The sequence below is a fragment of the Paenibacillus azoreducens genome, from assembly GCF_021654775.1.
Classification (GTDB): Bacteria; Bacillota; Bacilli; order Paenibacillales; family Paenibacillaceae; genus Paenibacillus_AQ; species Paenibacillus_AQ azoreducens.
The window spans coordinates 1,538,114-1,560,325 of the sequence record NZ_AP025343.1 but is presented as its reverse complement, the minus strand read 5'-3'; the positions used below and the strand labels follow the sequence as shown (position 1 = coordinate 1,560,325).

General features: G+C 48.0%; 28 protein-coding genes. 1 reads left to right on the top strand and 27 read right to left on the bottom strand.

What is annotated here, in order from left to right; all coding sequences use genetic code 11:
* Window positions 1-440: 440 nt before the first annotated feature.
* A protein-coding gene (locus L6442_RS06600) for an IS5 family transposase (RefSeq protein ID WP_237100252.1) occupies window positions 441-1,204 on the top strand; the annotation gives its coding sequence in 2 pieces (ribosomal slippage) (window positions 441-777 and window positions 777-1,204; 765 coding nt in all).
* Between the two features lie 105 nt (window positions 1,205-1,309).
* Here L6442_RS06600 and L6442_RS06595 read toward each other — a convergent pair.
* The 27 genes from L6442_RS06595 to L6442_RS06465 all read right to left on the bottom strand — a co-directional run bounded on the left by L6442_RS06595 (window position 1,310) and on the right by L6442_RS06465 (window position 22,157).
* Entirely contained in the window at window positions 1,310-2,014 is a 705-nt protein-coding gene (locus L6442_RS06595; protein WP_212981547.1) for a peptidoglycan recognition protein family protein, read from the bottom strand.
* A 3-nt stretch (window positions 2,015-2,017) separates the two neighbouring features.
* Window positions 2,018-2,281, bottom strand: coding sequence for a phage holin family protein (locus L6442_RS06590; RefSeq protein ID WP_212981546.1), 264 nt, complete (start codon window positions 2,279-2,281; stop codon window positions 2,018-2,020).
* A 22-nt stretch (window positions 2,282-2,303) separates the two neighbouring features.
* The gene (locus tag L6442_RS06585) at window positions 2,304-2,582 is read right to left on the bottom strand and encodes a hypothetical protein (RefSeq protein WP_212981545.1); all 279 of its coding nucleotides are present in this window, start codon (window positions 2,580-2,582) and stop codon (window positions 2,304-2,306) included.
* Window positions 2,583-2,707: 125 nt separating this feature from the next.
* Window positions 2,708-3,001: a hypothetical protein gene (locus L6442_RS06580; protein ID WP_212981544.1), complete on the bottom strand. Its 294-nt coding sequence runs from the start codon at window positions 2,999-3,001 to the stop codon at window positions 2,708-2,710.
* Between the two features lies 1 nt (window position 3,002).
* Entirely contained in the window at window positions 3,003-5,357 is a 2,355-nt protein-coding gene (locus L6442_RS06575; protein WP_212981543.1) for a hypothetical protein, read from the bottom strand.
* On the bottom strand, window positions 5,323-5,535 hold the full coding sequence (locus L6442_RS06570) for a hypothetical protein (RefSeq protein WP_212981542.1): 213 nt from the start codon (window positions 5,533-5,535) through the stop codon (window positions 5,323-5,325). Before L6442_RS06570 ends, L6442_RS06575 begins: the two co-directional genes overlap by 35 nt.
* Window positions 5,536-5,624: 89 nt before the next feature.
* Window positions 5,625-5,822, bottom strand: a complete 198-nt coding sequence (locus tag L6442_RS06565) for a YqaE/Pmp3 family membrane protein (RefSeq protein WP_212981541.1) — start codon at window positions 5,820-5,822, stop codon at window positions 5,625-5,627.
* Between the two features lie 72 nt (window positions 5,823-5,894).
* Window positions 5,895-6,455 carry a stalk domain-containing protein gene (locus tag L6442_RS06560; RefSeq protein ID WP_212981540.1) on the bottom strand — a complete coding sequence of 187 codons (561 nt, stop codon included), beginning with the start codon at window positions 6,453-6,455 and terminating at the stop codon, window positions 5,895-5,897.
* A gap of 42 nt (window positions 6,456-6,497) precedes the next feature.
* The gene (locus tag L6442_RS06555; protein ID WP_212981539.1) at window positions 6,498-8,528 is read right to left on the bottom strand and encodes a bactofilin family protein; all 2,031 of its coding nucleotides are present in this window, start codon (window positions 8,526-8,528) and stop codon (window positions 6,498-6,500) included.
* A gap of 3 nt (window positions 8,529-8,531) precedes the next feature.
* Window positions 8,532-8,891 (bottom strand): DUF6711 family protein, encoded by a 360-nt coding sequence (locus L6442_RS06550; protein ID WP_212981538.1) that lies wholly within the window; start codon window positions 8,889-8,891, stop codon window positions 8,532-8,534.
* A gap of 9 nt (window positions 8,892-8,900) precedes the next feature.
* A complete protein-coding gene (locus tag L6442_RS06545; protein WP_212981537.1) occupies window positions 8,901-11,927 on the bottom strand; it encodes a hypothetical protein in 3,027 nt (1,008 codons plus the stop codon).
* Window positions 11,928-11,981: 54 nt separating this feature from the next.
* Window positions 11,982-12,296, bottom strand: coding sequence for a Gp15 family bacteriophage protein (locus tag L6442_RS06540; protein ID WP_212981551.1), 315 nt, complete (start codon window positions 12,294-12,296; stop codon window positions 11,982-11,984).
* Between the two features lie 13 nt (window positions 12,297-12,309).
* Window positions 12,310-12,636, bottom strand: coding sequence for a hypothetical protein (locus L6442_RS06535; RefSeq protein ID WP_212981536.1), 327 nt, complete (start codon window positions 12,634-12,636; stop codon window positions 12,310-12,312).
* A 52-nt stretch (window positions 12,637-12,688) separates the two neighbouring features.
* The gene (locus L6442_RS06530; RefSeq protein WP_237100251.1) at window positions 12,689-13,171 is read right to left on the bottom strand and encodes a phage tail tube protein; all 483 of its coding nucleotides are present in this window, start codon (window positions 13,169-13,171) and stop codon (window positions 12,689-12,691) included.
* 9 nt (window positions 13,172-13,180) lie between these two features.
* Window positions 13,181-13,567: a phage tail terminator protein gene (locus L6442_RS06525; RefSeq protein ID WP_212981535.1), complete on the bottom strand. Its 387-nt coding sequence runs from the start codon at window positions 13,565-13,567 to the stop codon at window positions 13,181-13,183.
* A complete protein-coding gene (locus tag L6442_RS06520; protein ID WP_212981534.1) occupies window positions 13,564-13,938 on the bottom strand; it encodes a minor capsid protein in 375 nt (124 codons plus the stop codon). The genes L6442_RS06525 and L6442_RS06520 overlap by 4 nt, the downstream gene beginning before the upstream one ends.
* Entirely contained in the window at window positions 13,938-14,258 is a 321-nt protein-coding gene (locus L6442_RS06515; RefSeq protein WP_212981533.1) for a hypothetical protein, read from the bottom strand. The genes L6442_RS06520 and L6442_RS06515 overlap by 1 nt, the downstream gene beginning before the upstream one ends.
* Window positions 14,258-14,623: a head-tail connector protein gene (locus tag L6442_RS06510; RefSeq protein WP_212981532.1), complete on the bottom strand. Its 366-nt coding sequence runs from the start codon at window positions 14,621-14,623 to the stop codon at window positions 14,258-14,260. The genes L6442_RS06515 and L6442_RS06510 overlap by 1 nt, the downstream gene beginning before the upstream one ends.
* Before the next feature lie 8 nt (window positions 14,624-14,631).
* Window positions 14,632-14,898, bottom strand: coding sequence for a hypothetical protein (locus L6442_RS06505; protein ID WP_212981531.1), 267 nt, complete (start codon window positions 14,896-14,898; stop codon window positions 14,632-14,634).
* Complete coding sequence (locus L6442_RS06500; RefSeq protein WP_212981530.1) at window positions 14,899-15,117, bottom strand: hypothetical protein; 219 nt, start codon at window positions 15,115-15,117, stop codon at window positions 14,899-14,901.
* 14 nt (window positions 15,118-15,131) lie between these two features.
* Window positions 15,132-16,082 (bottom strand): major capsid protein, encoded by a 951-nt coding sequence (locus L6442_RS06495; protein ID WP_212981529.1) that lies wholly within the window; start codon window positions 16,080-16,082, stop codon window positions 15,132-15,134.
* A 17-nt stretch (window positions 16,083-16,099) separates the two neighbouring features.
* Window positions 16,100-16,684 (bottom strand): phage scaffolding protein, encoded by a 585-nt coding sequence (locus L6442_RS06490; protein ID WP_212981528.1) that lies wholly within the window; start codon window positions 16,682-16,684, stop codon window positions 16,100-16,102.
* Between the two features lie 123 nt (window positions 16,685-16,807).
* Window positions 16,808-17,011 carry an LSm family protein gene (locus tag L6442_RS06485; protein WP_212981527.1) on the bottom strand — a complete coding sequence of 68 codons (204 nt, stop codon included), beginning with the start codon at window positions 17,009-17,011 and terminating at the stop codon, window positions 16,808-16,810.
* Between the two features lie 5 nt (window positions 17,012-17,016).
* The gene (locus L6442_RS06480) at window positions 17,017-18,681 is read right to left on the bottom strand and encodes a phage minor capsid protein (RefSeq protein ID WP_212981526.1); all 1,665 of its coding nucleotides are present in this window, start codon (window positions 18,679-18,681) and stop codon (window positions 17,017-17,019) included.
* Entirely contained in the window at window positions 18,681-20,198 is a 1,518-nt protein-coding gene (locus tag L6442_RS06475; RefSeq protein ID WP_237100249.1) for a capsid protein, read from the bottom strand. Before L6442_RS06475 ends, L6442_RS06480 begins: the two co-directional genes overlap by 1 nt.
* A 5-nt stretch (window positions 20,199-20,203) precedes the next feature.
* Window positions 20,204-21,580, bottom strand: a complete 1,377-nt coding sequence (gene terL / locus L6442_RS06470) for a phage terminase large subunit (protein ID WP_212981525.1) — start codon at window positions 21,578-21,580, stop codon at window positions 20,204-20,206.
* Window positions 21,573-22,157 carry a transposase gene (locus L6442_RS06465; protein WP_212981524.1) on the bottom strand — a complete coding sequence of 195 codons (585 nt, stop codon included), beginning with the start codon at window positions 22,155-22,157 and terminating at the stop codon, window positions 21,573-21,575. The genes terL and L6442_RS06465 overlap by 8 nt, the downstream gene beginning before the upstream one ends.
* Between the last annotated feature and the right edge of the window lie 55 nt (window positions 22,158-22,212).

Below are 22,212 nucleotides of genomic sequence, written 5' to 3'. Positions count from 1 at the left end.
CCCGTTTCCAACTAAAAACAATTTTAGCATACGCATTACTTTTTTCAATATTCGTAAGTTTTCATTATAAGCTCCGTAATGCATTCCGTGTATTTCCCTCAATCAGGGCCAAGAAGTTTCGACCTAGCCGCTCAACCGTCTCTTCTTCACCCTAGGTCTGCTACCGTTGCAAATCCTCAATACAAGAACTATCATTATTATTATACAGGAACATATGTTCCGTAATCAAGAAAAAGTGCCTCTTCAACTGAATTCAGCAGGGATTTTTAATTATTTTTGATTTTGTTTAGAGGTAAATTTTTCCCACTCAGGGCTATCAATCATTTTTCACTCTATAACTTCATTATAAAATTTCACTACAATAAATTAATAATGTTCTTGTAATACTAGAGTGTGTCTTCAAACTATAAATCCACCCCAAAACATGGTAAACTTGCCATATGAAAAGACGATATGAAATACGTGATGATCAATGGGAAAAAATTAAAGATTTACTGCCGCCAGAACGAAAACCTCAAGGTGGACGCATTGCGAAAGATAATCGCATGATGCTGAACGCCATGCTTTGGGTTGCAAGGTCTGGAGCGCCTTGGCGGGATTTACCCGAGCATTATGGCTCATGGAAAACGGTGTATACTCGTTTTCGACGCTGGCAGATGGCCGGCATATGGGATGAAATTCTAAAGCATGTTTCCGTATCTCCCGATTTTGAAAATATCATGATCGATGCTACCATCGTTCGCGTCCATCAGCATGGAGCGGGCGCAAAAGGGGGCAGCAATTTCAAGCCATCGGACGCTCCAGAGGCGGAATAACAACCAAAATTCATGCTATCGTAGATGCACTTGGAAATCCGTTACGATTTGAACTGACTGCTGGCAATAGCCATGACTGTGTCAAGGGCTATGAAATGCTTCAAGCCATGGATCTCACCGGTAAAACTGTGATTGCCGATCGAGGTTACGACATGAACAATATTTTGGAATTGATTGAGAAACAGCACGCTTTTGCTGTCATCCCAAGTCGGAAACATCGCAAAGCCCAGCGAAAATGCGACTGGTGGCTCTATAAAGAACGCCACCTGGTGGAATGTTTATTCAACAAGCTCAAACATTATCGTAGGTTGGCTACTCGCTATGATAAGCTGACCTGTACTTTTGCGGCCTTTCTATCATTGGCCTCTATTTTGTTATGGTTAAATTAGGTTTGAAGACACACTCTAGATTAAACATAAAAATAAAAACTCTACCAGCGATGTTAGCCAGCAGAGTCTTTTTACCGATGCTTTCGGATTTGATACAATAATACCCTATTTTCTGGAAGACCGCAAACCGATTGCCAGCGTGCGCCATCCCTCTGTTGTAAGCTGCGGGTCTGCGATCAGACCTTTTAAATCAGGAGATCCAAACTCCGATATAAACCACTTCGGAGCCGGTACAAGCTTATTGTCTTCCTCCAGTTTCGCTATGCGTTTCTCCATTGCCTCGTATTCCTGTTTTGTCACTTTGCCCTCATCCTTCCCGGCCAACTCAGCGGCCACTCTATTTTTGAAATCAAACCAACCTGTCCACTTACCACCATCGTACATGAGCCTTGGGCATATCTTCTTACTCCAATCCCAATGTCGCCGGAGCCGATCAACCCCCCATCCTCGTTCGCGCAGCATGCCAGCAACCAATTGAACGGCATTATCTAAGTTTTTGGCATAGTCCCCACTTTCACAGATCTCAATACTGATCGACGTTCGATTTCCACTTGCTGCACCGCTACCGTCACCTGCATGCCAGGCATTTTCATTAAGCGGAATACATTCGATAGCCTCTTTGCTATCTACGACAATGTGGAAGCTAGCCGTTCGGGTATTACCTGGATTGGTAAGCCATGACCGCTCATTGTCTGCCGTACTCGATGGGTTGCCGGTATTATGGATCGTAATAGTGGTCGGAGACATCGAATACCCAGGACGCCGATTATTAGCCGTACCTTTTGGAATAGGGTCTTTTCTATAAAGCACTGTTTACTCCCCCTTCTTAGTTGTCTGTTTTAATAGCTGGTTGCCGTAGACTGCGAATGCCCCAGCCAAAACCCCCTGAATCAACGCTTCCGGCCCAAAGCCAAGCATCCATACTGTCACTACCACCGCAACAATTGTAACGGCGTATACAATGGTCCAGTCAGGTACATTAGGCGTCTGTTTTAGCACATACCCAATCACCCAACATAGAGCGACCACTACCAGCAATCTAGCGTCAATAAGTCCGTAAATTGTATCCCAATCCAATTAAAATCATCCTCTCAATATATTATTCTTCTAACCGGTCAAGCCGCTTGTGCGCTTGCTTGGCCGATTCCTCAACTCGTGTTAAACGCTCAGATAGTCCATCGACACGCTGCCCCTGCATGCGTAGATCAACCTTGATATCATCGATACCGCGCTTGATATACTCGACATCCGTTTGTAGTGATGCGCCGGTACCAGCCTCCTGAGCCACGTCCTTTTTAACCGCTCGGGCCCTACCAAGCCAGCCCAGCGCAATGCCGCTGATCGCGGATATTACGGCTATCATTGCTCCCCAGTCCATCCCATCACTCCTTGGAGAATAAAAAGTAAATGCCCCCGGATCGGCTCCGAAGGCAAAAATAAAAACGCCTATGTGGCGTTGTCTACTCGTATATTGAAATAAAGATCCCCAAAAGGTGCCTATTCTTATTTCTTAATCTCTGCGATTTCATTCTTAATTTTTCTGATTTCAGCATACAAATCGACGTACTTCGGTTCTTCTGTCTTTGCGATGATCGCATAGTATTCTTCATCATCTCGTACAATGCTGCCATCTTCCATGAGATAATAACAGCCAGATGTAAAGTTATACGGTAGTGGCATTTTTACATCCGCAGGAATGTAACCTTCTTCTTCAAACGCCAGTATGTCTTTAATTCGTTTTCCCACTTTGCCCTCAACTATTTCCACGCGCAAGTAATATTGTGTTTCTGTTTCCATTTTATTTTACCTCCACTATAGGCGTCATTATAATTCCTTTTCCGGCGGTCTTATAGTTACCGCCATCAATATCTATAGCAAAACTGTTGACTGGTGGGTTCCAAGCGTATTCTATACGGTGGGGATAGATAGAAAACGACGTTCTAATACCGATTATTCCGCTAGATCTCCCATGAGATAAGCTAGTATTTCCATATACAATAAGCGTAGAATAATCACTGGTCATGGCGAAACCGCGAATAACGCCTGAAGACACACCGAGATTGTACTCAAACCTGGTAGTAGACCCAAACATGTCAGTACCACGATAGTACAGTTTTCCGCTATCTGCTAAAAGTAGAGCGCCACCGATGTAAGGAAACACTTGCATAGATAAAACAAGTCCCCAGCTGTCTTCTTCTATTCGTGCAACTTTACTACCTAAATCTTTTACTTTTCTCACCTCAACCATTAAGCTGTATCTTTGGTTGACTATAGCATTAGAGTAGATAGCGAGCTCGTTGCTTGAATCTATAGCACACGCTTTGTATGGGTAATCTATGTCAAACGCCTTATTTTTTGACAATGTTCCAATTGTGTCATTGTAATAATAATTGCATGTCTGCGGAGTACCACCGTAAACAATGACAAAATAACGAACCCCGCCGCCTATAGAGTGTATTGTCCCACTAGGCTGCACATCTATTGTCCCCACAGAAATACTAGAGTTAGCTATGGATACATTATATAAATATAAGGTCGAAGATGTTGCTACCAGTATCCCGTGAAAACTTGGATTAGAAACGAATGTAGAGCGAGAAGCTGCCATTTGCTCTATGGAATAAACAGGTGTGCTAGGTAAATTTGTTTTGGTCAAGTTCCCGTTGTTATCTCTTACGTATGCCACAAGTAACGGCGAATTCCCCTTGTTTCCAACAAACAAAACCTTACCGTTTGGAGTGCATTCTAGCGTTTGGCTTCCGGGAGTATACCCGGATTCAGCATAAATCTGACTTTTTTTAACGAAATTTCTCTTAGAATAATCGTACTGATGGGTAGAAATAACAAAACTATTGTATCCATCCTTTTCTAATAAAAACATCCAATTCCCATCGTAAGATATTTTTGCACAATATATGGTGGCGGTGTTCCCTGGGTATACTTCAACTCTATTTCCTATATCATCGTCGTATTCTGGAATTGCACGTACGAATTCTCCGGGTTGGAAGTTCCACATTCTTTTTATAGTTGCCTCAAAGGAGTTAGGAATCGCGGCCCCACCGCCAGAAGCAGAGCCGCTATCTAGCAAAAAATAGCCACCACTAAAGCGAACAGTGTACGTCCGACCTTTTTTAAAAGGAACTGGTTTCTTGGATTCAACATCAGTTACTACTTTGTATGCAATGAATTGGTTGATCTTAAGTCCTGGTGTAGCATGGTCCCTGTCAGCAATAAAGCTAACGCCAAACCCTTCATTGATCGTGATTCCCGGCGTTATAGACAACGTGAATACGTCATCTGTGCCGCCTGTCGTTCCGCCCCATCCAGAAAAACGAACGTAATCCTTGTTCATATTATCGGTCACTGTCGTGGTGTGCGCCTTAGCATCTTTAAGAGCCTGATCCGCCTTTGTCTGCGCCCCTGTAGGTGTCTCAGCTGCATCAGCTGTAGCTTGTGCCGCATCGGCAGCTTGTTGCGCTGCCTGAGCCTTCGCCAATGCCTCATTAGCTTGAGCTGCAGCCTGTTGAATATCCTCATCTTGGCTGTCAACTTTTTCAACAAGAGCAACCAGAGCCGGGATGGGGTCAGCTCCGCCTGGATCATGGGATTCTCCATGAGGGCCTGGAGTGGCTTCACCTGTCGCTGTGATCGTAACCTCTTTTGTTGATACATTGGTTGTTACTTTGATCCCTGTTCCATTTTTAATGGTGATGGAATCGCTCGGGTTGGTCGCCCCGATATCGTTAACCTTGGAAAAAGCGTTCTGGTTAGCTTCCCCGCCCTCCTTCAGCTTGGTCAGCTTTTCATGCTCATCCTTGGTAAGGTGCGCGACCTTATCAGCAATATGGGTATCGACAGTCCCCTGCAGCGCCCCGGCGGCCTTACTGTCCCATTCCGCTTTCTTCGCTTTGGTCACATGGATATCCGCATTGTCGGTATGGGCTTTAAGATCGGTTTGCGTGCTGCCAGGCGCCTTGCTGTCCCACTCATCCTTTTTGGCTTTAGTTACATGGATATCTTTATCGGCAATATGCTTGTCGGTTGTATCCTTGTTCGCGTCCATTTCTGCTTGAACCCGATCAAAGCCGATGTTGATATTATTAAAGTCCTCACTAATCTTCTTACTTCCGATCAGGTTTGCGTACCGGTTCGGCATGTGTATCAGCTCCTTTCAATTGCATCAATCGTTGCTCCACTGCGTCTTTTACACCTTGCAGGATCGCTTCCTCTTGGCCTGGATGATATGGGGTTAAAGCTGTGATCACCGCGCAGATCTCAGGCACCGGCTTTGAAGGATCCAGCTCACAGCGAACGATTTGTTGTACTTGAGCCAACGTCTTCACCTTCCTTTAAATCAAATAAATCAAATAAATCAAAAAGGCCCCACCGGATTGGCGAGACCTTTATTGGTATATTATTTTTTTTAATATCGGTTACGTTCAATTGCTCTAATCAGCTCTCTATTCCGTTTATCCGCCTTGTGACTGTTGACCACAAAGAAGGCGTGAATCACGCCAGGAATATAGCCGAAGATTGTTAGGATAACATTTAAAAGAAATGCGCCTGGTTTTCCGCAGAACAAAACTGCAAGTGGTGGCAAGAAACACAGAAAGTACAGCATGAGAAAATAGCCCCCTAACACCCAAAGTATTCATGGGTACATAGTACCATGATTTGGTAAAGAGTAGAACTGCTATTTTTGGAGAGCTGCGAGAGCTTCGTTTACCTGGCGTAGTTCTTCCTTGTACTTTGCAATGTCAGTTTCATATTGCTGCAGCTGCTTCTGCTTTTCCGCAAGCACAGGAACCGGGATTCCCTTCGCTTCTGTCTCTTGCAACGATTTAATTTCGGCAAGAATATCTTCCCGTCCTTTAATCATAGGGGCAAGAATATTATTCTCAAGACTATTTTTATTTCTTTCAAGTGATTCCTTTGAGTCACCGATATACTTATTGTTTGATTGAGGAACATTAGCAGCTTCGTTAGAGGCTGTTCCTGTACTTATGTTTATTGTCTTTCCGTCCACCTTCAAATCGACTCCTAACGCATCAGATAGGGCTCGAACAGGGGCATTCGTTCTGCCATTAATAACTGCACCCTTATCTGATAGTTTTTTACCATTTACCACAACAGTGTATTCATCAGTCACTTTTTGCCCAACAAGACCCTTTACCTGCGCTGCAAGAGCACTACTAGAAGTCGCTGCAACAACGCCAATGACTAAACCAATTACAAGATACATCCATTTTTTCATTTGCGATTACCTCCGCTGGCATTATTATCCTTAATAATACCATTACGGTCTTGAGGTGGTAAAGGTTCCGCCCCAGTTTTGGTTGGCGTTATTGCCATGGTTATGTGTAGGCAATGTAACGCTGTGTGTATGGTTATTTAGGGCGTATTCTATTGCGGCAAGTCTACTTTCAAGACCTGAAATTTGGCCGATACCTAAATTTAAACCTATAACAGATCCTGTAAATTGTACGGTCCCTTGCAAATAAATAAGCCCTCCATTTGCAGCAAGCAATAAGCTTCGGTTACCGATCACAGCTAGATCATTGGAAAGTGCATAAATCAGGCCTAAAGGCTGCCCGGACGAATTGTAATAGGTATGCCCGGATATTCCACCCATCGTATTTGTTCCAAGCGCTACCCGCCGAGAGTTGCTACTGTCATAATAAACGAACCCATCTCGATCCAACTCGATCCGATCCCCATAGGCTGCTGTTTTAATTCTACTCCCCAGGATATCAGCGCCCTCAATATACGAGCCAATGATTTCTCCACCCTCGACCCGACCAGCCTTTACCGTTCCGCTGAATGTGCCATTTACACCTACCAGCGTCCCTGTAAAGGTTCCACCGACGGCAGAGAGATTGCCGGTAAAAACGCCATCAACTCCTCGTAGCGTCCCCGTAAATGTTCCGCCAGCAGCCTGCAAATCTCCTGAAAAAGTACCGCTGGCCGCTTCCAAGTGTCCGTTAAATTTAAGCTTATTCGCCCATGCATCATAGTAAAGAGTGGATTGACCATTAACTTGCCAATCCATTTTATCGCTGTTCAAGGTCAGCTTACTTTTGTGGTCCTCCCGCTCTACAACAAAGCCTTCAGTCCGACTGTGAGTAATGCCGTAGTAAGGTTTTCCATACCTAACGGCATTCTGGTTAAGCCGGTTTACTTGTTGAGAAAGCGATCCCTCTAGGGCAAACTCAGACTGCTGCTCTGATACTGACGGCGCATTAATGGTAAGCTTCAGGCCGCCTTTGAAGGACATAACCTGATTAAGAATGATCGACTTGTACTTAACGATACCATCCCAAGGGATATGGGTATCCGCCCACGACGTGACAGTCTCAAGCCATGTGCTATCCTCTTGTTGAGCAAAGCCGATGATATCCCCTTGATCCAAGTGGGGGAACCCACGGGAATCCATATCAAGGGGCAAATAAGAAAATCCGTTTAGCGCCGCTTGCAGGTTGTTAACCATGGTTTGCGTCATAAACGGATTCTCAATCTGTAAGGTATGGTTCTCGTCACCTTTGCCCGCTTCGTATGTTAGGCCATCCTCAGTGTTGTACGTGACAACAATACGGCTGAAGCTCTTAACCGGGTTAGTTAGCTTGACTCTAAAATAATCGGCCGTCGTCATGTCAAACACAGCAGGATCATTAGCAGAAAATCGCTTAAACCTGATGATCCCGTCTTTGCTCACGTAAACACTGGCGACATTTGCGCCGGCGATGTATGACAACACTTGCCGGCAAGTGTATCCGGCTGGCCCTGCCTGGATCTGATACGACGGGTTGATCACTACGCTGCTGTCATACTTAAAGCCCAGCCGGTTACAAATCTCATCCCATACCGCCTTTTGAGTCGCCGGGTAACGGAGCTGCGAGATATATGCCACATCTGCAAAGACCAACTTGTCATAACACGTAAAGGTCCACACGTCATTGATCTTTTCCCGATTGTCCACGTAAAACTCCCCGAGCGGCATCCACTCTGTAGCCGCAGCCGCCCATGGGATGTCCATGTCTTGCCATGGGTAAACTGCCTCAAGCCAGGTCATGCCTTCCAGCGATAAAGCCAGATAAGGAATGACTTTGGCATTTGCAGGGATCTCATTTTTGACTCGCAGCTTAATCGTCAGTTTGCTTGGGATGGCCGTCCCGATCTCAAAGCCTTCTGAAAGGGTCAGGTTGTTTTCGATTGAAAACTCCACTATTGAAGCATTTGTGTAATCTTCCCCGTTGATTTTTACCTTGACCAGAAACTCACGGTCAAGGCGTTTAAGGTAATCCGCATATAACGGTGATATTGGATACATAGGCTATCGCTCCGTTAATGTGACCTTTAAGCCATTCCATAGGATCTCGTTACCCTTCGCTACCGCGAACGGTGCCGGCCGGTTCCCGACATACATCTTCTTTGTGATGTAGGATCCAGCCATCGGGTCCGGATAAGTGAAATCGAAGAATACCCCGTCCATAGCCTTCAGGATGTTTGATATTTGCGACCATCTGAGTGGCCCCCAAGTCATTTCAACCTGACGTTTAACTGCTATCCTGTCCCGGTTAAGCGTTCCATCAACCGTCCGAACGGAAGATTCTCCGTCGTCCAAATCCATCGTGGTCACCTGAAATTGAGAAGGTATGACGGCGATATCTTGACCATTGATTTTAAGTTGCATCACGACCTCCTACACATCTAATAAAGTACGCCCTGCTTGACGCTGTGCGCTATTGATCGCTTTAATGACAATTCGTCCAAGCTCAGTTTCCCCTATCTGCAGCACTGCACGGTTATCCTGATTTCGGATCGCTTCAAGGATCATCATTAAGACTTCAACAATTCCTTGGTTGTTCGATCCGAGCATTTCCTGCAGCTTAGAGAGTGGCGAGATAACTTCGGGATCCGCACCAGCCCCGCGGTTATCGCCGACCATTGCCAGCGTCGGACCGTAGGCAAGACCACCTTTGGCAAGCTTAGGAATAGTCGGTACATCAAATCCGATCGATGTTCCCGCCTTTGGCATGCCTGGTATCTTGCTGACCCATTCAGGCACATCGATTTTGACCTTGTTCAGCTGCCGGATCAGGAAGTTGACTGCATCGATCACCAAGTTAACGGCTCCCTTAAAAATACCGACGATGGCGTCGGCAATACCGCTGAATATGGTCTTGATGCCTTCCCAGGCTCGTTTCCAATCTCCAGTAAAAACTCCTGCGATAAAGTCGATAACGCCGCCGAGTGCCTTGATGATACCTTTAGCAACATCGGATATAACGGCCAGTGCCGTGCCGATCACATCGCCGATTAAGGAAAAGATGTTCGAAAACGTGGGCCCTAGTTTCTGTACAAGCCAGTTAACAATTGGAAGGATAAATTTGTTAAAAATATCTTGGGCCGCTGTGATCAGCTTCCCTACAAAAGTGCCGATTTCCTGAACCAGGCCCTTGAGATGCTTATCCCAAAGCCAGGTCAGCATATCGAGCATATTGGTGACGAACGGCTTGAGGAAACTATTCCACAAGTTTTCCCAAAGCTTTTTAATGCCGTCCAAGCTGGCCTTGAGGCCGTTCATGATCTTCTTTCCCCACTCATCCCACCACTTGAAAATGATGTCGAGCGTGTCCTGAATGACCTTCGATATCAGCTTCATAGCCGGGTCAACCGCACCCTGCCAAATATCATCAAAGATCTTCTTGACCAGATCGAAGAGCTTTCGAAAAATCTCCTGGACGCCCATCATAAATTCAGTGAGCCGCGGCAGTCCCTCGCTTACAAATTTGCTTAGGATCGGAAATGCAGCATCCCATATACTGGTGACGATTTGCAGCACAACATCAAGTAGACCGGCCAATACATGACCCGCCAACTGAATGCCTTGCTGCCAATAAGGGACAAGACCGGTAAGAATCCAGTTTTTTAGTGGCTCCCCAAGCGTCATGATGTCCGAGAACATCTTTTTGAACTGCTCTTTCCAGCGGTCGAGCACCGGAGATATTTCCCCCCAGGCTGTTCGAAAGCTCGGGCCAAACGTGGATACTAACCAATCCCATCCGGACTTAACACCTTTCCAAGCGCTGTCAAACGCTGCTTTAACGTCTGCCGCCAGTTTGTCCATTTGGGCCTGTATGCCAGCTATGTCCATATCAGGCATCTGCATTTCAAAGCCTTTATTTTTAGGGCCACCGGCGCCATCGTCAACGCCTGTGTCCGCCTTGCTAAAATCCAATGTGTTCAGCTCATCAAAACTCGCAAGAGCGCCCTTGGCATCCTTGCCGGCTTTCTTGGCTTTTTTACCGTAGCCTTCCATCGCTTTCTTCGCTGTCTCTATATTCTTAGCGGCCTTGTAAGAATCTTGATAAGTCTTACCGAAGAGCGCAGAGATAAAGGCGGCAATATAGGCCGTCGCTTTGGCGAGAAAGGACATCAGCGCATTAATCGCAGGAAGGATGGCTTCATAGATCGGCTGAAAGGCTACCCGCAAATTGGTCTGTATCGCATTCAAGGATGCTGCAAATTGTTGATTTGTTTTCAACGAGCTGAACAGATATGAGTTGAAGTCATGGACTGCCCTATATAGGACTGAAAAGACAAATACCTGTTTTAAGATCCGGGAAAAAGCTTGGGTAAAATGGTTACCCATCTTCCCTGCGCTGCGCCCCGCGTTATCAAACGAGGAACTTGCCCCGGCAGCAGCCTTAGCTGCATTATGCAAGTTGTTGGTCAGTTTGTTTGTAGATTTGTTCGCCCGATTAGTCTGCTGTGATGCTTGACCCGTAGATTGTCCGGCTTGACCTGCAGCCTTCCCTGCTTGTTGCGATGCGGCCGCTGCCTGGCTTGCCGTGTGGGCAACTTGCTGGTTACTAGCTGCTGCTTTACTCGCTGCCTGCCCCATCTGCTGTGTCGCTGTCGTGACCTGGGTGGATGCCTGTGCGGCTTGCTTTGCACTAGTAGCTGCTTGATCTATAGCGTCCTGTAGTTTCCAAATCTTCGCGGCTGTGTCATCAGACTGTTTAGTAAGTCGCAAAATAGCGGATTCCGTATTGAGTATCTTTTCTTGTATCTTGCTTTTTTTAGCATCGTTGAACGTGTTCTCATAGGACTCTTTTAGGTCAGCCAGTTTTTTGTGCTGCAGCTCCAGTTTGGCGTTGGTGTTATCCAGCACCTTTGTGAGATGTTCTACTTCTGCTGCAGCTGCGTCGGCATCAAAAGGCTCCGGAGCTGCTTTGGTCTTGGCCGTCTGAGTTCGTTTACCAGCAGTGCTGCCAGCACCATCGCAACAACAAGCCGCCTGGGCACCAGCTGTTATGTCACCTGAAAGCTTTAGGTTTTCTAAAAACTTGGGTCCTTTTAACCCCGACAACTTTTCAGATATGCTATCGATCGCTTGTTCCGCAGCCGTTTTGTTCTCTTCGATGGATTGCTTCATGGCCTGGCTTGCCGTATCGATTGACTTTACTAGACGTCCCTCTACGGCAGCTACGGCCTGTTCCATCCCATCGACAATACCTTTCATGGCCGTTTCGGTGGTCGTCTTAAGTGTCTGCGATATGTTGCTGGCAAACCCTTTTAAGCTAAAGCCTCCAAACGTAGCTTTTAGGGATTTGGTCAGCTGCTCCCCGATCGTTCCGGCAGCCAAAGTAATCTGCTTACTAAGATCACTGCCACCAACCAGTTCAAGACCAAGACTTACCTTACCAACCTCGGCGTCTGACATTCGTTCACCCCCTTGCCAGACAACATAAAAAGACACCCTCTATTTGAAGGTGTCTTATCCGAATGCTTGCTTGATAATATTTTGAAACTCCTGTACAGCTTTGGCCGCTTCCTCGTCAGTCCAACGGGCCTGCTTGAGCTCCCTGGAGCGCCATTCATTGCGGATTCGGTGCTGTTCAGGCGTAAAGTTCTTAAGCTTTTCCCGGTCATTTTCACTCCGAATGGAAACGATCTGACCCAGCGGCGTCTCCGGCATGATCCCGGCCAGAAGCGTGCAAAACTCATCCCAAGTCATGTCCGGTTCTGCGCGCAGGCGAATACCATACTGAGCCGCGATGGATGCCTCAATAAGCGCCCAATCTTCGTACAGGTCATACCAATTGTTAGGCCTCGCGCTTGGCCGCGAGAAATCGGGCTTCTACGGCCTCGAACTCCTCACCAAGTGCCCCCGCAAGAGCTGCCACGAAAATGATCTGGTAATCGGTAAAGGAAACACCGGATTCATTGATCTCCTTCACAGCTTCCTTGCCGAGCGCAAGTTCCAGCACTTCATCAAGGTATGCCGTTCCCTCAGAGCCTTCATCCATTTTTGACTGAATCGCCAGCACCGTATTTTTACGGTTGTCGATCTCGTATTCCTTGCCTTCGCCCAGCTTCAACACCGGACGCTCGTTGGTCAGCTTACCTGAAATATCAATTGTCTTTGCCATTTAAAATCATCCTTTCAATGTTTGTGTGGTCGGCCGTCGTAGCGACCGCCGCTTAGGGAGTAGCTGAAGCTGGAGTGTATGTTGGTTTACCGTCCGACATCAGCTCACATTCAAGTGCGGACACGGCCGTACTGTCGCCGCCGTTTGGAGCTGATACGTTCACGATGCAATCAAAGTCCAACTTACTGCCGTCCGGAAACTCGATGCTGCATTTGCTGGAGCAATCCAGCCCGGACTGCCATGCTGTGTTGGCCACGTAATCATTCCCGGGATCGCCTACATGACGCTTGCCGTTCAGGGTAATAGAAAAGCCCTTCCCGGTCATCAGCCGGCGGACCCAGCCTTCCGTTTCCATCGGCGTCCATTCTTCCACGTTGCCGTCGATCGCAATCTGAAATGTCTCCATTTCCTTGATCAGCGCCATTTCCTGTGCAGTACTGGCGCGCCCTTTGGTGCCGATCTTAAAGGCGATGTTAAAAACGGGGAAGACCCCGCTGGTTACAGTCGCAAATGTCTGTAAATTAAGTTTCAACACATCGCATACCTACCTTTCATGATAAATGTGGGTTTCAATGACATATTCATAGATGCCTTCGCTGTCGGTCCCGACGCTGATCGGCTGCGGCGTGATCATTCGAAACTGGATGACACGCTTGCCGCCGATCTCAGCCGTCTGACCAAATAAAGCATCATATACCTCTTGGGCCTTCTCCTCAGCCGTAGCCGCATTCCGGCTCCAATGTATCAGCAGGGAAATGGCCTTCACCTGATACCCGGTTGCCTTTAGGCCGCCGACAGCTAAATGGACAGGCGCGCCGGTCGTGTTATACACGCCGATGCACTTCTCCTTCTTGCCGTCGATTTTGCCGATATACCACTGCGGACAATCGACTTGCGTCTTCAGCCAGTCACGGATCTCCGCCAGCCTCATTTGATCATCCCCTTGGATAGCTGCTTCACAAATTTAGAAAACGCTTGTTTGGCAAAGTCCTTTTTATCTCCGGACTGATACGGCTCCATCCACTTCCCGCGGGCATTTTGGTTTTTGTCCGTCCGGAAATTGTATTCCGGATGCCAATACAACCGCCTAGCGTATGGCGTATCGAAAACGATCCGCGCCTTGCCTCGATCTACAACGACGTGCCCGCTACGCTCCAACTCCCCGGTTTGTTTCGGTACAACTTGAGACGTCACGATATCCGTTTTGACAGCCTCGGCCGTCATTTCGATAGCCTGCTGCTGGATCTGCTCCAAATTCTTTAGAGCTGCCTGGTTGAGTATGACCTTTGCAGTTACCTTCATCAGCTCAGCTCCAATTCCGTAGAAAACACGCTACCGTCCGGATTCCGGGGCCGCTTTGCCTTATAGATCGTCTTGCGCTCTCCGCTGATCAGCACGTAGCCCTCAATCGTTTTACCTGGGTTAATGTCTCCCTCTATGATGATCAGCCCGGAGAGCTGCACCAGCTGCCGCTCTGCGTTGAGCACTTGCCGGGATTTTTCATCATAAAAGCACTTCTTGTCATAGATCAGATCCTCAACTGGCTCTCCGTCTTCCGACAAATCCGTCTGGTAAACCTGAACCGGCGTGACCTGGTTCCATCTGGGGAAAGGGAACCTCATCAGCATAACCCCCTATTCGTCAGCCCCGTCGGCATAAGCAGATCCAGCACGGATTCCGTGGTCTGTACTCCCCCTGCACCCGTGGCGGCTTTGAACGTCATGCTGGTGCTGCCGGCACTGTATCCGGACAGGGGCATGGTCAGATATTCCCCATACTTAAATACAAAATCCGCCTGCTGGCAAACTGCTTTGGTCACGTTGGTACGCTGAAAAGGCGTGAGGTTATCAAAGCCCCACGCCACAATACGATTGTATGTCAGCCGGTCGATCTGATCGGATGCCCGGTCCAGCGCTTTCTCCAACTTGTCTGCAGGGATCAGCCCGTCACCGTATCGATCGTAATCGGCTGCCGTTGCATAGGCCATAATGCCACCTACTTTCCGGATTTTGTGCCCTTCGATGGCTTTTCAGCAGCTTTACCCTCTGCTTTATCTCCATCGTTCGGATCCTTCTTGGATTCAGGATCAGGGGAATCAGTAGGTTGGCCCAGTTTAGTATCCGGATCTTTTTCAACCTCGTATCCCTTGGACTCGAACCATTCGAGCAAATGCGGATTATCCGTTTCACCGACTCCGTTTACAAACATAACGCCAGCAGATAGGCCGCTATATTGCTGATTAGGTGCGTATACCTTCGCCATTTACTTTCCACCACCTTCACTGGGCTTCGTGCCGGTATCAGGAACAGGATAATTCGGCTGAAGCGCATCCTGTGTGACAGTTCCCTGACGTTGGGTATTGCGCTGCACCTCATATCCATCAGCTTGCGGTTCCAGTTTATCCTGAGTCGGCCCGCCTTGACGCTGACCGACATAATAACCGTTGACGTAACCGTTCGGCAAATCGTCTTTGTATTTCATAGGTTATTCACCCCTTATTTAACTTTGATCTTGCGCATGACCCCTGCTGCTTTGGTAGCCTTAAGTGCAACGGCCGCAACCATTTCCACCTCTCCTGTTTTTACAGCGCCGGAGGTCGAATAATCAGGAAGCCAGATGCGCACAGGCGGCTGACCTGCCATAGAAACACCGTGGAAGCCGTCAAGACCGAGACGTGCGGCATAAAGCGAAGTTTCACCGTTCGCATTTGTCGAAACGACTGGATCATTCGAACCAGACTTCTCTCCAAGATCGATTAAAGGGGTCACACCATAGTACTCAATCTGATTGCCGAATTCATCGAGCTTAGTTTGATACATCCCCACACGACGAGCACATGCGCGAATCTTTGCGATCAGTTTGAGGTTTCCCATGATTGCTGACGCCGCTCCGTCCAGGCCCATTAAAAATTCGTCTAATTCATCCAGAAATACTTTATAGTTGGCGTCTACAGCCGCAGAAGTGGAAAGATCTATCTCTCCTGGTACGTATTCAGTGCTTGAGCCTGTCAACGCCTTATCCAAACCATCAAAAGCCTTTGCGTCCACGGCACTATCGCCATTAATGACCGTATCGTTAAATAGGGCTTTCGCTGCTTTAACCTTTTGTTCTAACTGCAACTGCACTTCACTAGCAATACCACCCATACCAGCGATAATGCGGTCAATATTAAATGTTCCGCCGAAGATTTTAAGGTCAACTGTATAACGTTGCTTGGTTACTTCTTGCGGCTTGTACTCTTCGTTAACCGCCCGAAATGCGGCAGTCGGCTGCGTAATCAGCCGCGTATATCCGTAGGTCAGTGTCGCTCCGCCACCTGTCGGAGAAACCGCGTCATCAAAAGTGAGGTTATCCAACAGAAAGTTATTTTTACGAAACTCATCGATCACGCCCAGTGTCAATGCATCTTGGACGTTTTTCTTTGCTTCACTCAGTGTTACTGCCATTATGAATCACTCCTAAATTATGATTTTTGAAAATGGGCTGCAATGGCATCCTTGAGGGTCGCCGTCGCAGCTGGCGGGTTTGGATTACCGCCGCCGCCTACCTTAAAGCCCGGAGGTGTCTGCTGCTGTTGCTGAGACTCTTCTGACTTAAATAAAAAAGCCTTAGATTCTTGCAGCGTCTTCTCCTGTTCGTCATAGCCGTGAATGACATTGCCATCGTCTCCGAGCTTGATAAGTTTCTTATCAATCATGCCAATCACCAGATCGACATCGTGAACCTTGCCTTCAAGTTTGTGCCTTAAAGCATTTGTCATTTTGATGTCCTGCAGCTCGGTCTCGTATTTCTCCTTGGCCGTTTTGTTCTCAGTCTGCAACGTCTCAATCTGCTTTTTCAGCTCCTCAGAAAGGCCCGCAGTCTTGCCCAGCTCCTCGATCTGTTTGTCACGATCGGTGACATCCTTTTCGGCTTTCTTCTTAGCCTCGTTCAACTCGTCGAAGCGAGCTTTTGGAATAAAGCCTTTTAACTCTTCAGCAGATGCAGCAGCCGCTTTCGTGGCCTGTTCTTCAGTCAAACCTATTGCGATAAATTCCTCTTTAGTCATATATGGTTCATCCTTTCATCTTCACTTTTTATCCCGGTCGTGTCCGGTGATGTCTTGTTCTTTAACGTCTGCAATACCAAAAAGACGGCATAATAAAAGCACCCTCGCAAATTCGAGAGTGCTTTACTCAATAACTTCTATGCTTTTGATTTCATTTTCGTACAATTCATAAGCATACCCTGCGCCCGGCTCTGTGACGACTCCTATACTCGCGATTTCGGGATCATTGTCAAGTGGCTGCGTATAATCTGTACATTTCCCCACGAACACCTGCCCGTCATCTGTTACCACTCTCACTTGTTTCCCTACATATCCCCCTAAGTACAAGATTCTCACTCCTCCCATTTCGTTGGTACGATGTGAACGCCCTTTTTACCATAATGGATTTTAAACACCTTCGTTTCAAAGGCTTCACCTGTGTGCTGATCCAAAGCTACCCCGACAACTCGGTCAGAAACGACCAGTTCTTTATTATCCCAATCGCCTTTCTTTGTTGTCTTCAATCTCCCAGTCCCTGCATAACGGTTGACGAGCTCCTGCGCCTCATCCGCGGATATGGTCAAATAGCTCTTGCCTTCGATGTAATTATTATGCCCTTTGATATGCTTGCCCTGATGCCCCATATGCAAATGCTTCGGCTGCTGATCGGATTGGATATGCTTCCTTATTTCCTCAATCTTGGCATTTACTTCGGCATTTTTCAATAGCTGTTTACGTTCAGACGCCGGAACCTCGCCGTCAATGCGATCTCGCTTTCTATCGCGCCGGAGTTCGGGATGTACTGCAAGATGTGCCTTAAGTTTATCCTGCCATTCCAATACCTTAGCGCCGTACTTCGCTTGGTTCGCCTCGTCGATCGAACCAACTTCCAAGCGTTTGTACTTACGGATCCCGCGCTCAAGGTATCGCTGCCGCTGCTCGGCATCGTACCGCTTCAAGGCAAGCGCAGCATCTACCGGATCCGGAAGGCGGGTAATTCCAGGAAAATAAGTAGCAAGTGTATGCCGGCAATTCGGATGAAATGCGCCTTCCTGCATAGCGTAGGACAGCAGCAAGTAGCCAGTGTCCCGCGAAAGCTGCTCAGCTTGTTCTTTACTGATGGACGTGTAAACATCATCAATCAGGACCGTCCCCTGGAATGGTAAACACCACGGAGAACAGTTATCGTGACTGCTCATTACTACGGTGTAGACGCCCCATTCGTCGCGCTTCTTACCCTCGCCTAAAAACGTTGCCCGTTGGCTGACAGTACGTAGCGCCATCTCAGCATAGGCGGGAATGGTCATTTTGCGGCCATCCGCGAACGTTATAACATCTATACCTCGCTCAAGAAAATCCTTGGATGCTTTGTCGATAGCTTGATCCAGCGTCATACCGCCTAAAGTCATGTGCGCTTCAGCCTTGAAGATGACCTGCCGATATACGTCGTCCATCTTACGCAAGACGGCTTCACTACCTTTGTGTAAATCCTTCTTGGCCGCGTCCTGTAGGGCGCGCAGCTTCTTCTCGTTCACCCCGAAAAAGTCCGTTTCCTGCGGCGCTTTGGGCAAAGGATTGGTAGGTGACAACCTCTTCTTACCCTTTTCCCGCTTCGGCTTCGGCTCTGTAGGATCCAGGGGAAGCTGCTCCTTGAAATCCTCCGGAAAGGTGATTTCCGCCTCCACTCCTGCGCGCTGGCGGCCAAAAGGCTTCAACACGAAATTCACTATTCGATCCCAGGCACGCTGGAAACGACTCTGGCCATCTACAAAGCTCTGCTGGGTCACATCGTCAATGATCTTATTAGCCGCCGTACCCGCATCTCCAATAAGCTTCTTATTCTCCCGCCTAAACTTATTTATGCTTCGAAGCTTAGCCAGCTGCCACTGGTCAAAGCGGAAACCGACATCATCCTCTTCACGCTCATGACGGGATAGATTCCGTCTCATGCTAGCAATCAGATTCAACGTCATCTCTTCAAATACGTCACGCAGGCTATAAGGATCCTTGTCGGCCATTACTCTTCACCGCCTGCAGGGTCGTCATCCTCTCCTGGTGGCGGATCCTTCTCGCCAGTCTGCGGCTCGTCCATGGAGGTCATGCCCTGCTCAGCCTTCAATCGGGCAACCTCTTCGGCCTTCTGCTCCTTAGTCCAGGTATCGCCATATAGCCCTTCCACGACCTGCTCAATACTCATGATGCCATATGTCTTCGCCTTGCCGACCGTCTCCACCACGCTGTCAAAGGATGGGCTGGCATATTCCCCGAAGCTTACGCTCGCCTCGTATTCGCCGGCTGCTGTACCCTTCATCGTGTCAAACACCTTCATAATGGTTACGACCAATGCCGGAATGACCTCGTTCAGTCGCTCAATGATCTTGCCGCGAGTATACAAAGTGGCCTTTTCCTTTTCCCGCTGAGCCTCCGCGTTGTCCATCTTTTTCAGATCGATGCCGAGCGTTGCGGGGCTTATGATCCCCTGCAAACACATATCGATAGCGGATGAATAGGAGCTGACAAATGCCTCATAGAGGATCTGCGGCTGAACCATATCAATCTGTCCCTTGGCATCTTCAGCCATAACACTACCAATCTTGATAAACTGGTTATCAAATGGGTTTGGTTTGAGCAACGATCCATCTCTGGGATTCTTCGGAATCAGATCCTCCGGAATATACTTCTGCACCCGGCCCGCACGGATCGCGTCAATCCATTGGCTGATCACCTCGTCGAGCGCGTCAAAGCTGTCCGCCTTGCTGTCAAAGATCGACTTGCCGCGTCCCGGCCACTTCTTCGATCTGAAGAACATGAGCGGCAGCGCCATAATAAAATCACCGTCAAATGTAATCTCGGGCTGAAGCTCTGCTGTATCAGGAATGGTTGCCAACGGTACCTCTTTACCTTGGTCATTCAGGAGCCGGCTGCGAATATAGTTGAAGCCATAGCTCTCTTCCAGTCGGTAGTCTTTATCCTTGTAACGGTAATCCGTGAAGAACAAGACCTCCTGCAGCCGGCCACGTTCCCGCTTATAGTCGACTTGATCACCCGAATAAAACTCGATGATCGGGTATTCAGTCACGTTTGTATCAATCGTAATCTTGAAAGCCCCGTCCCCTGTAACCAGTGCCTCTGTGATGCTATCCCCTAAGAGCTCATCAAAGTCGTTGTCCTGAGCGATTTCATCCCAAAGCTCCGTTTGCTCTTTTTTACCAAGATCGATGCCGTCCAGGTCAGCTATTACGATGTCGGCCAGGCGTTCAACGATCATGGCCGGCAATCCGGAATGAATCTTGCGAATGGAAAGATCCTCCGAAGGCACCGCCGCCCAGAAGCGGGACTTACCCACGCTATCCATTGCCGATTGCTTATAAAACTGATCCAGCTCTGATGGATCTCCACGATACCACAACCGATTCCGCAGCACATTCGTTTCATAACTGAATGGCTCTCGGATGATTATCGTTTTATTATCCTGCGCTGGCTGGATCCGCAGCATCTTTGCAATCATATTTTTCACCCCCATCCATAAACCCATAAACTCTAACCCCCTAACAGATACATTGTTTCTGCTACTCCAGTCGTAGCATCCGGCCCGTCATCATGAGCGTTCTGCCCTTCACGCTGGTATGTCGTCATGGCCTTGTGATACTCCGGCCAGCGGTCACGCCAATTTGCCGGATAGTAAATATGATTCATAACCCACGTGGCATTTGACGTAATCCGGGCAATCTTATTTTTCGATTGATGGAACCAGCTCACATCTGTCCGATTGCTGTTCAACTCACTCTCCAGGATCCGCTTAACGTTCCGTGCAAATGCCCGGCCACCGCTGTTAGATTCAATTCGCTCCTTATTTACCTCAAACGAAAAAAGAGCCTGCGCTACTGCGGGCTCCGTAATCTCCATCGGTTGCTTGGTATAAATAACATCCAAAACATAGGCCTCTTTTTGGTACACGCCCCAGATGATATTGCAAAGATAATCATCGCCCTGGTCTGCAGTATCACAATAAGAGTAAATGCCGGTGAAGTCTTTAGGCAGCTCCTGATACGTCTTAAAGCTGCTGTACAGCTTACCTTTGATATCGATCGGGATCTGCTGATAGTTCGCGCTGGCGATGTCCTCGCCCATAGCCCGCACCTTCATGTCATAAGACTCGCGGGAAAGGATGTCAGAGCATAGCATCGTGCCGTCATCCTGCAGCGCCTTCATGGTCAGGTGCCTGATCTTCTTACGTTCCTCTTTGAAATGCTCCAGCGCACGGCCAGCAAGGTCACCAGTTGCCCACCTGGTCATAATGATGATGATCTTGCCGCCCTCTTCCAACCGGGAGAGCATTGTATTTGTAAACCAATCCCAATGCTTCTCAAGCACGCTCTCGTTATTGGCTTCCTCGGCGTTTTTGATCAGGTCATCGATGATCAGGATTGTAGCCCCGAAGCCTGTTGCCGTCCCCGTTGGAGACGTAGCCAGATAGCTGTTATAGCCACCTTCCAGGCTCCAAAGGTTCATGGCACCGTCACCTTGCTTGATCCGAACCTGCGGGAAAATATCGCTATAAACGATAACATCAGGATCGGCCTTTACGGTGCTGATCCCATTGCGAACAGCTTTGGAAAACGTTGTGGATAACGTCTCATTGTAGGATCCAGTCATAACCTTTTCCTGTGGATTCTGGCCGAATACCCATTGAGCAAACATAGACGCTGTCCTGGACTTACCATGCCGTGGCGGTTCGTTGATGACTAAGATATCATCATCCGACTGATAGAAGTCCTGCATTTCGTTACACAGATCGATAAGATACTGCCGATCGTCCTTGTAAAAGTCCGGGGCCAGCGCTTGGCAGAATCCGAAAAACTCACGCCGCGCCAGCTCGATTTTGGCGTAACGCTTGATCGTCTCCATATCAACCATCGCGAATCAGCTTCCTGAGCTCATCGGTCGTAAGGCCTTGAAGCGGGTTATTGACGTCCACGCTTCCGCTGTGGCCGATCTCTTGCTTATCGCGCCACTTATTAGGACGGCGATTCTTAAGCCAGAATATCTGTGCTGTGACGTCCGGAGAAACTTCCTTTGTCTTTTCCTCTACCAGCACCATTTTATATTTCGATACACCCAGTTCAACCGAGCGCAGCTCGACCATAGTTGCTTCTGGATGTTCCAATTTATATTTGTTAACGGCGATCTGCTGCTGTATGGTATATTCATCGTCTGACATTTCCGCCGATACATACTTTTTCTCTGTAAACTCATATCCGGTTGCACGTTTAAACAAAGCGTTCTCGACTTCAACGTCAGCTACCTCCTTACCTCTTTTTAAGGCAGCCGAAAGGGCCGAATACTTTTCTTTGTATAGCTTAAATGTCGAATATGCTATCCCTAACTTTTTAGATATATCCTCGTCAATGATCCCGTCCCTCGCCCACGCCTCGATCAGCAGAAGCTTGGGTTTAACGTGTGACTCGTATTTACTTTTCCGCCCTCCTGCCATCGTGAATCAGCTCCTTTTATGTAAAATAAAAAAGCACCGCTTAGGGTGCTTTAAT

Excerpts from the sequence above, each read along its gene's own strand:
- L6442_RS06520 (WP_212981534.1), bottom strand. The coding sequence starts at position 13,938 with ATGAAGGTAACTGCAAAGGTCATACTCAACCAGGCAGCTCTAAAGAAT.
- L6442_RS06535 (WP_212981536.1), bottom strand. The coding sequence starts at position 12,636 with ATGGCAAAGACAATTGATATTTCAGGTAAGCTGACCAACGAGCGTCCG.
- L6442_RS06555 (WP_212981539.1), bottom strand. The coding sequence starts at position 8,528 with ATGTATCCAATATCACCGTTATATGCGGATTACCTTAAACGCCTTGAC.
- L6442_RS06545 (WP_212981537.1), bottom strand. The coding sequence starts at position 11,927 with ATGTCAGACGCCGAGGTTGGTAAGGTAAGTCTTGGTCTTGAACTGGTT.
- L6442_RS06585 (WP_212981545.1), bottom strand. The coding sequence starts at position 2,582 with ATGGACTGGGGAGCAATGATAGCCGTAATATCCGCGATCAGCGGCATT.
- L6442_RS06465 (WP_212981524.1), bottom strand. The coding sequence starts at position 22,157 with ATGGCAGGAGGGCGGAAAAGTAAATACGAGTCACACGTTAAACCCAAG.
- L6442_RS06475 (WP_237100249.1), bottom strand. The coding sequence starts at position 20,198 with ATGGGTTTATGGATGGGGGTGAAAAATATGATTGCAAAGATGCTGCGG.
- L6442_RS06575 (WP_212981543.1), bottom strand. The coding sequence starts at position 5,357 with ATGCCGAACCGGTACGCAAACCTGATCGGAAGTAAGAAGATTAGTGAG.
- L6442_RS06580 (WP_212981544.1), bottom strand. The coding sequence starts at position 3,001 with ATGGAAACAGAAACACAATATTACTTGCGCGTGGAAATAGTTGAGGGC.
- L6442_RS06505 (WP_212981531.1), bottom strand. The coding sequence starts at position 14,898 with ATGGCGAAGGTATACGCACCTAATCAGCAATATAGCGGCCTATCTGCT.
- L6442_RS06560 (WP_212981540.1), bottom strand. The coding sequence starts at position 6,455 with ATGAAAAAATGGATGTATCTTGTAATTGGTTTAGTCATTGGCGTTGTT.
- L6442_RS06565 (WP_212981541.1), bottom strand. The coding sequence starts at position 5,822 with ATGCTGTACTTTCTGTGTTTCTTGCCACCACTTGCAGTTTTGTTCTGC.
- L6442_RS06515 (WP_212981533.1), bottom strand. The coding sequence starts at position 14,258 with ATGAGGTTCCCTTTCCCCAGATGGAACCAGGTCACGCCGGTTCAGGTT.
- L6442_RS06480 (WP_212981526.1), bottom strand. The coding sequence starts at position 18,681 with ATGGCCGACAAGGATCCTTATAGCCTGCGTGACGTATTTGAAGAGATG.
- L6442_RS06500 (WP_212981530.1), bottom strand. The coding sequence starts at position 15,117 with ATGAAATACAAAGACGATTTGCCGAACGGTTACGTCAACGGTTATTAT.
- L6442_RS06490 (WP_212981528.1), bottom strand. The coding sequence starts at position 16,684 with ATGACTAAAGAGGAATTTATCGCAATAGGTTTGACTGAAGAACAGGCC.
- L6442_RS06525 (WP_212981535.1), bottom strand. The coding sequence starts at position 13,567 with ATGAGGCTGGCGGAGATCCGTGACTGGCTGAAGACGCAAGTCGATTGT.
- L6442_RS06510 (WP_212981532.1), bottom strand. The coding sequence starts at position 14,623 with ATGGCCTATGCAACGGCAGCCGATTACGATCGATACGGTGACGGGCTG.
- terL (WP_212981525.1), bottom strand. The coding sequence starts at position 21,580 with ATGGTTGATATGGAGACGATCAAGCGTTACGCCAAAATCGAGCTGGCG.
- L6442_RS06550 (WP_212981538.1), bottom strand. The coding sequence starts at position 8,891 with ATGCAACTTAAAATCAATGGTCAAGATATCGCCGTCATACCTTCTCAA.
- L6442_RS06495 (WP_212981529.1), bottom strand. The coding sequence starts at position 16,082 with ATGGCAGTAACACTGAGTGAAGCAAAGAAAAACGTCCAAGATGCATTG.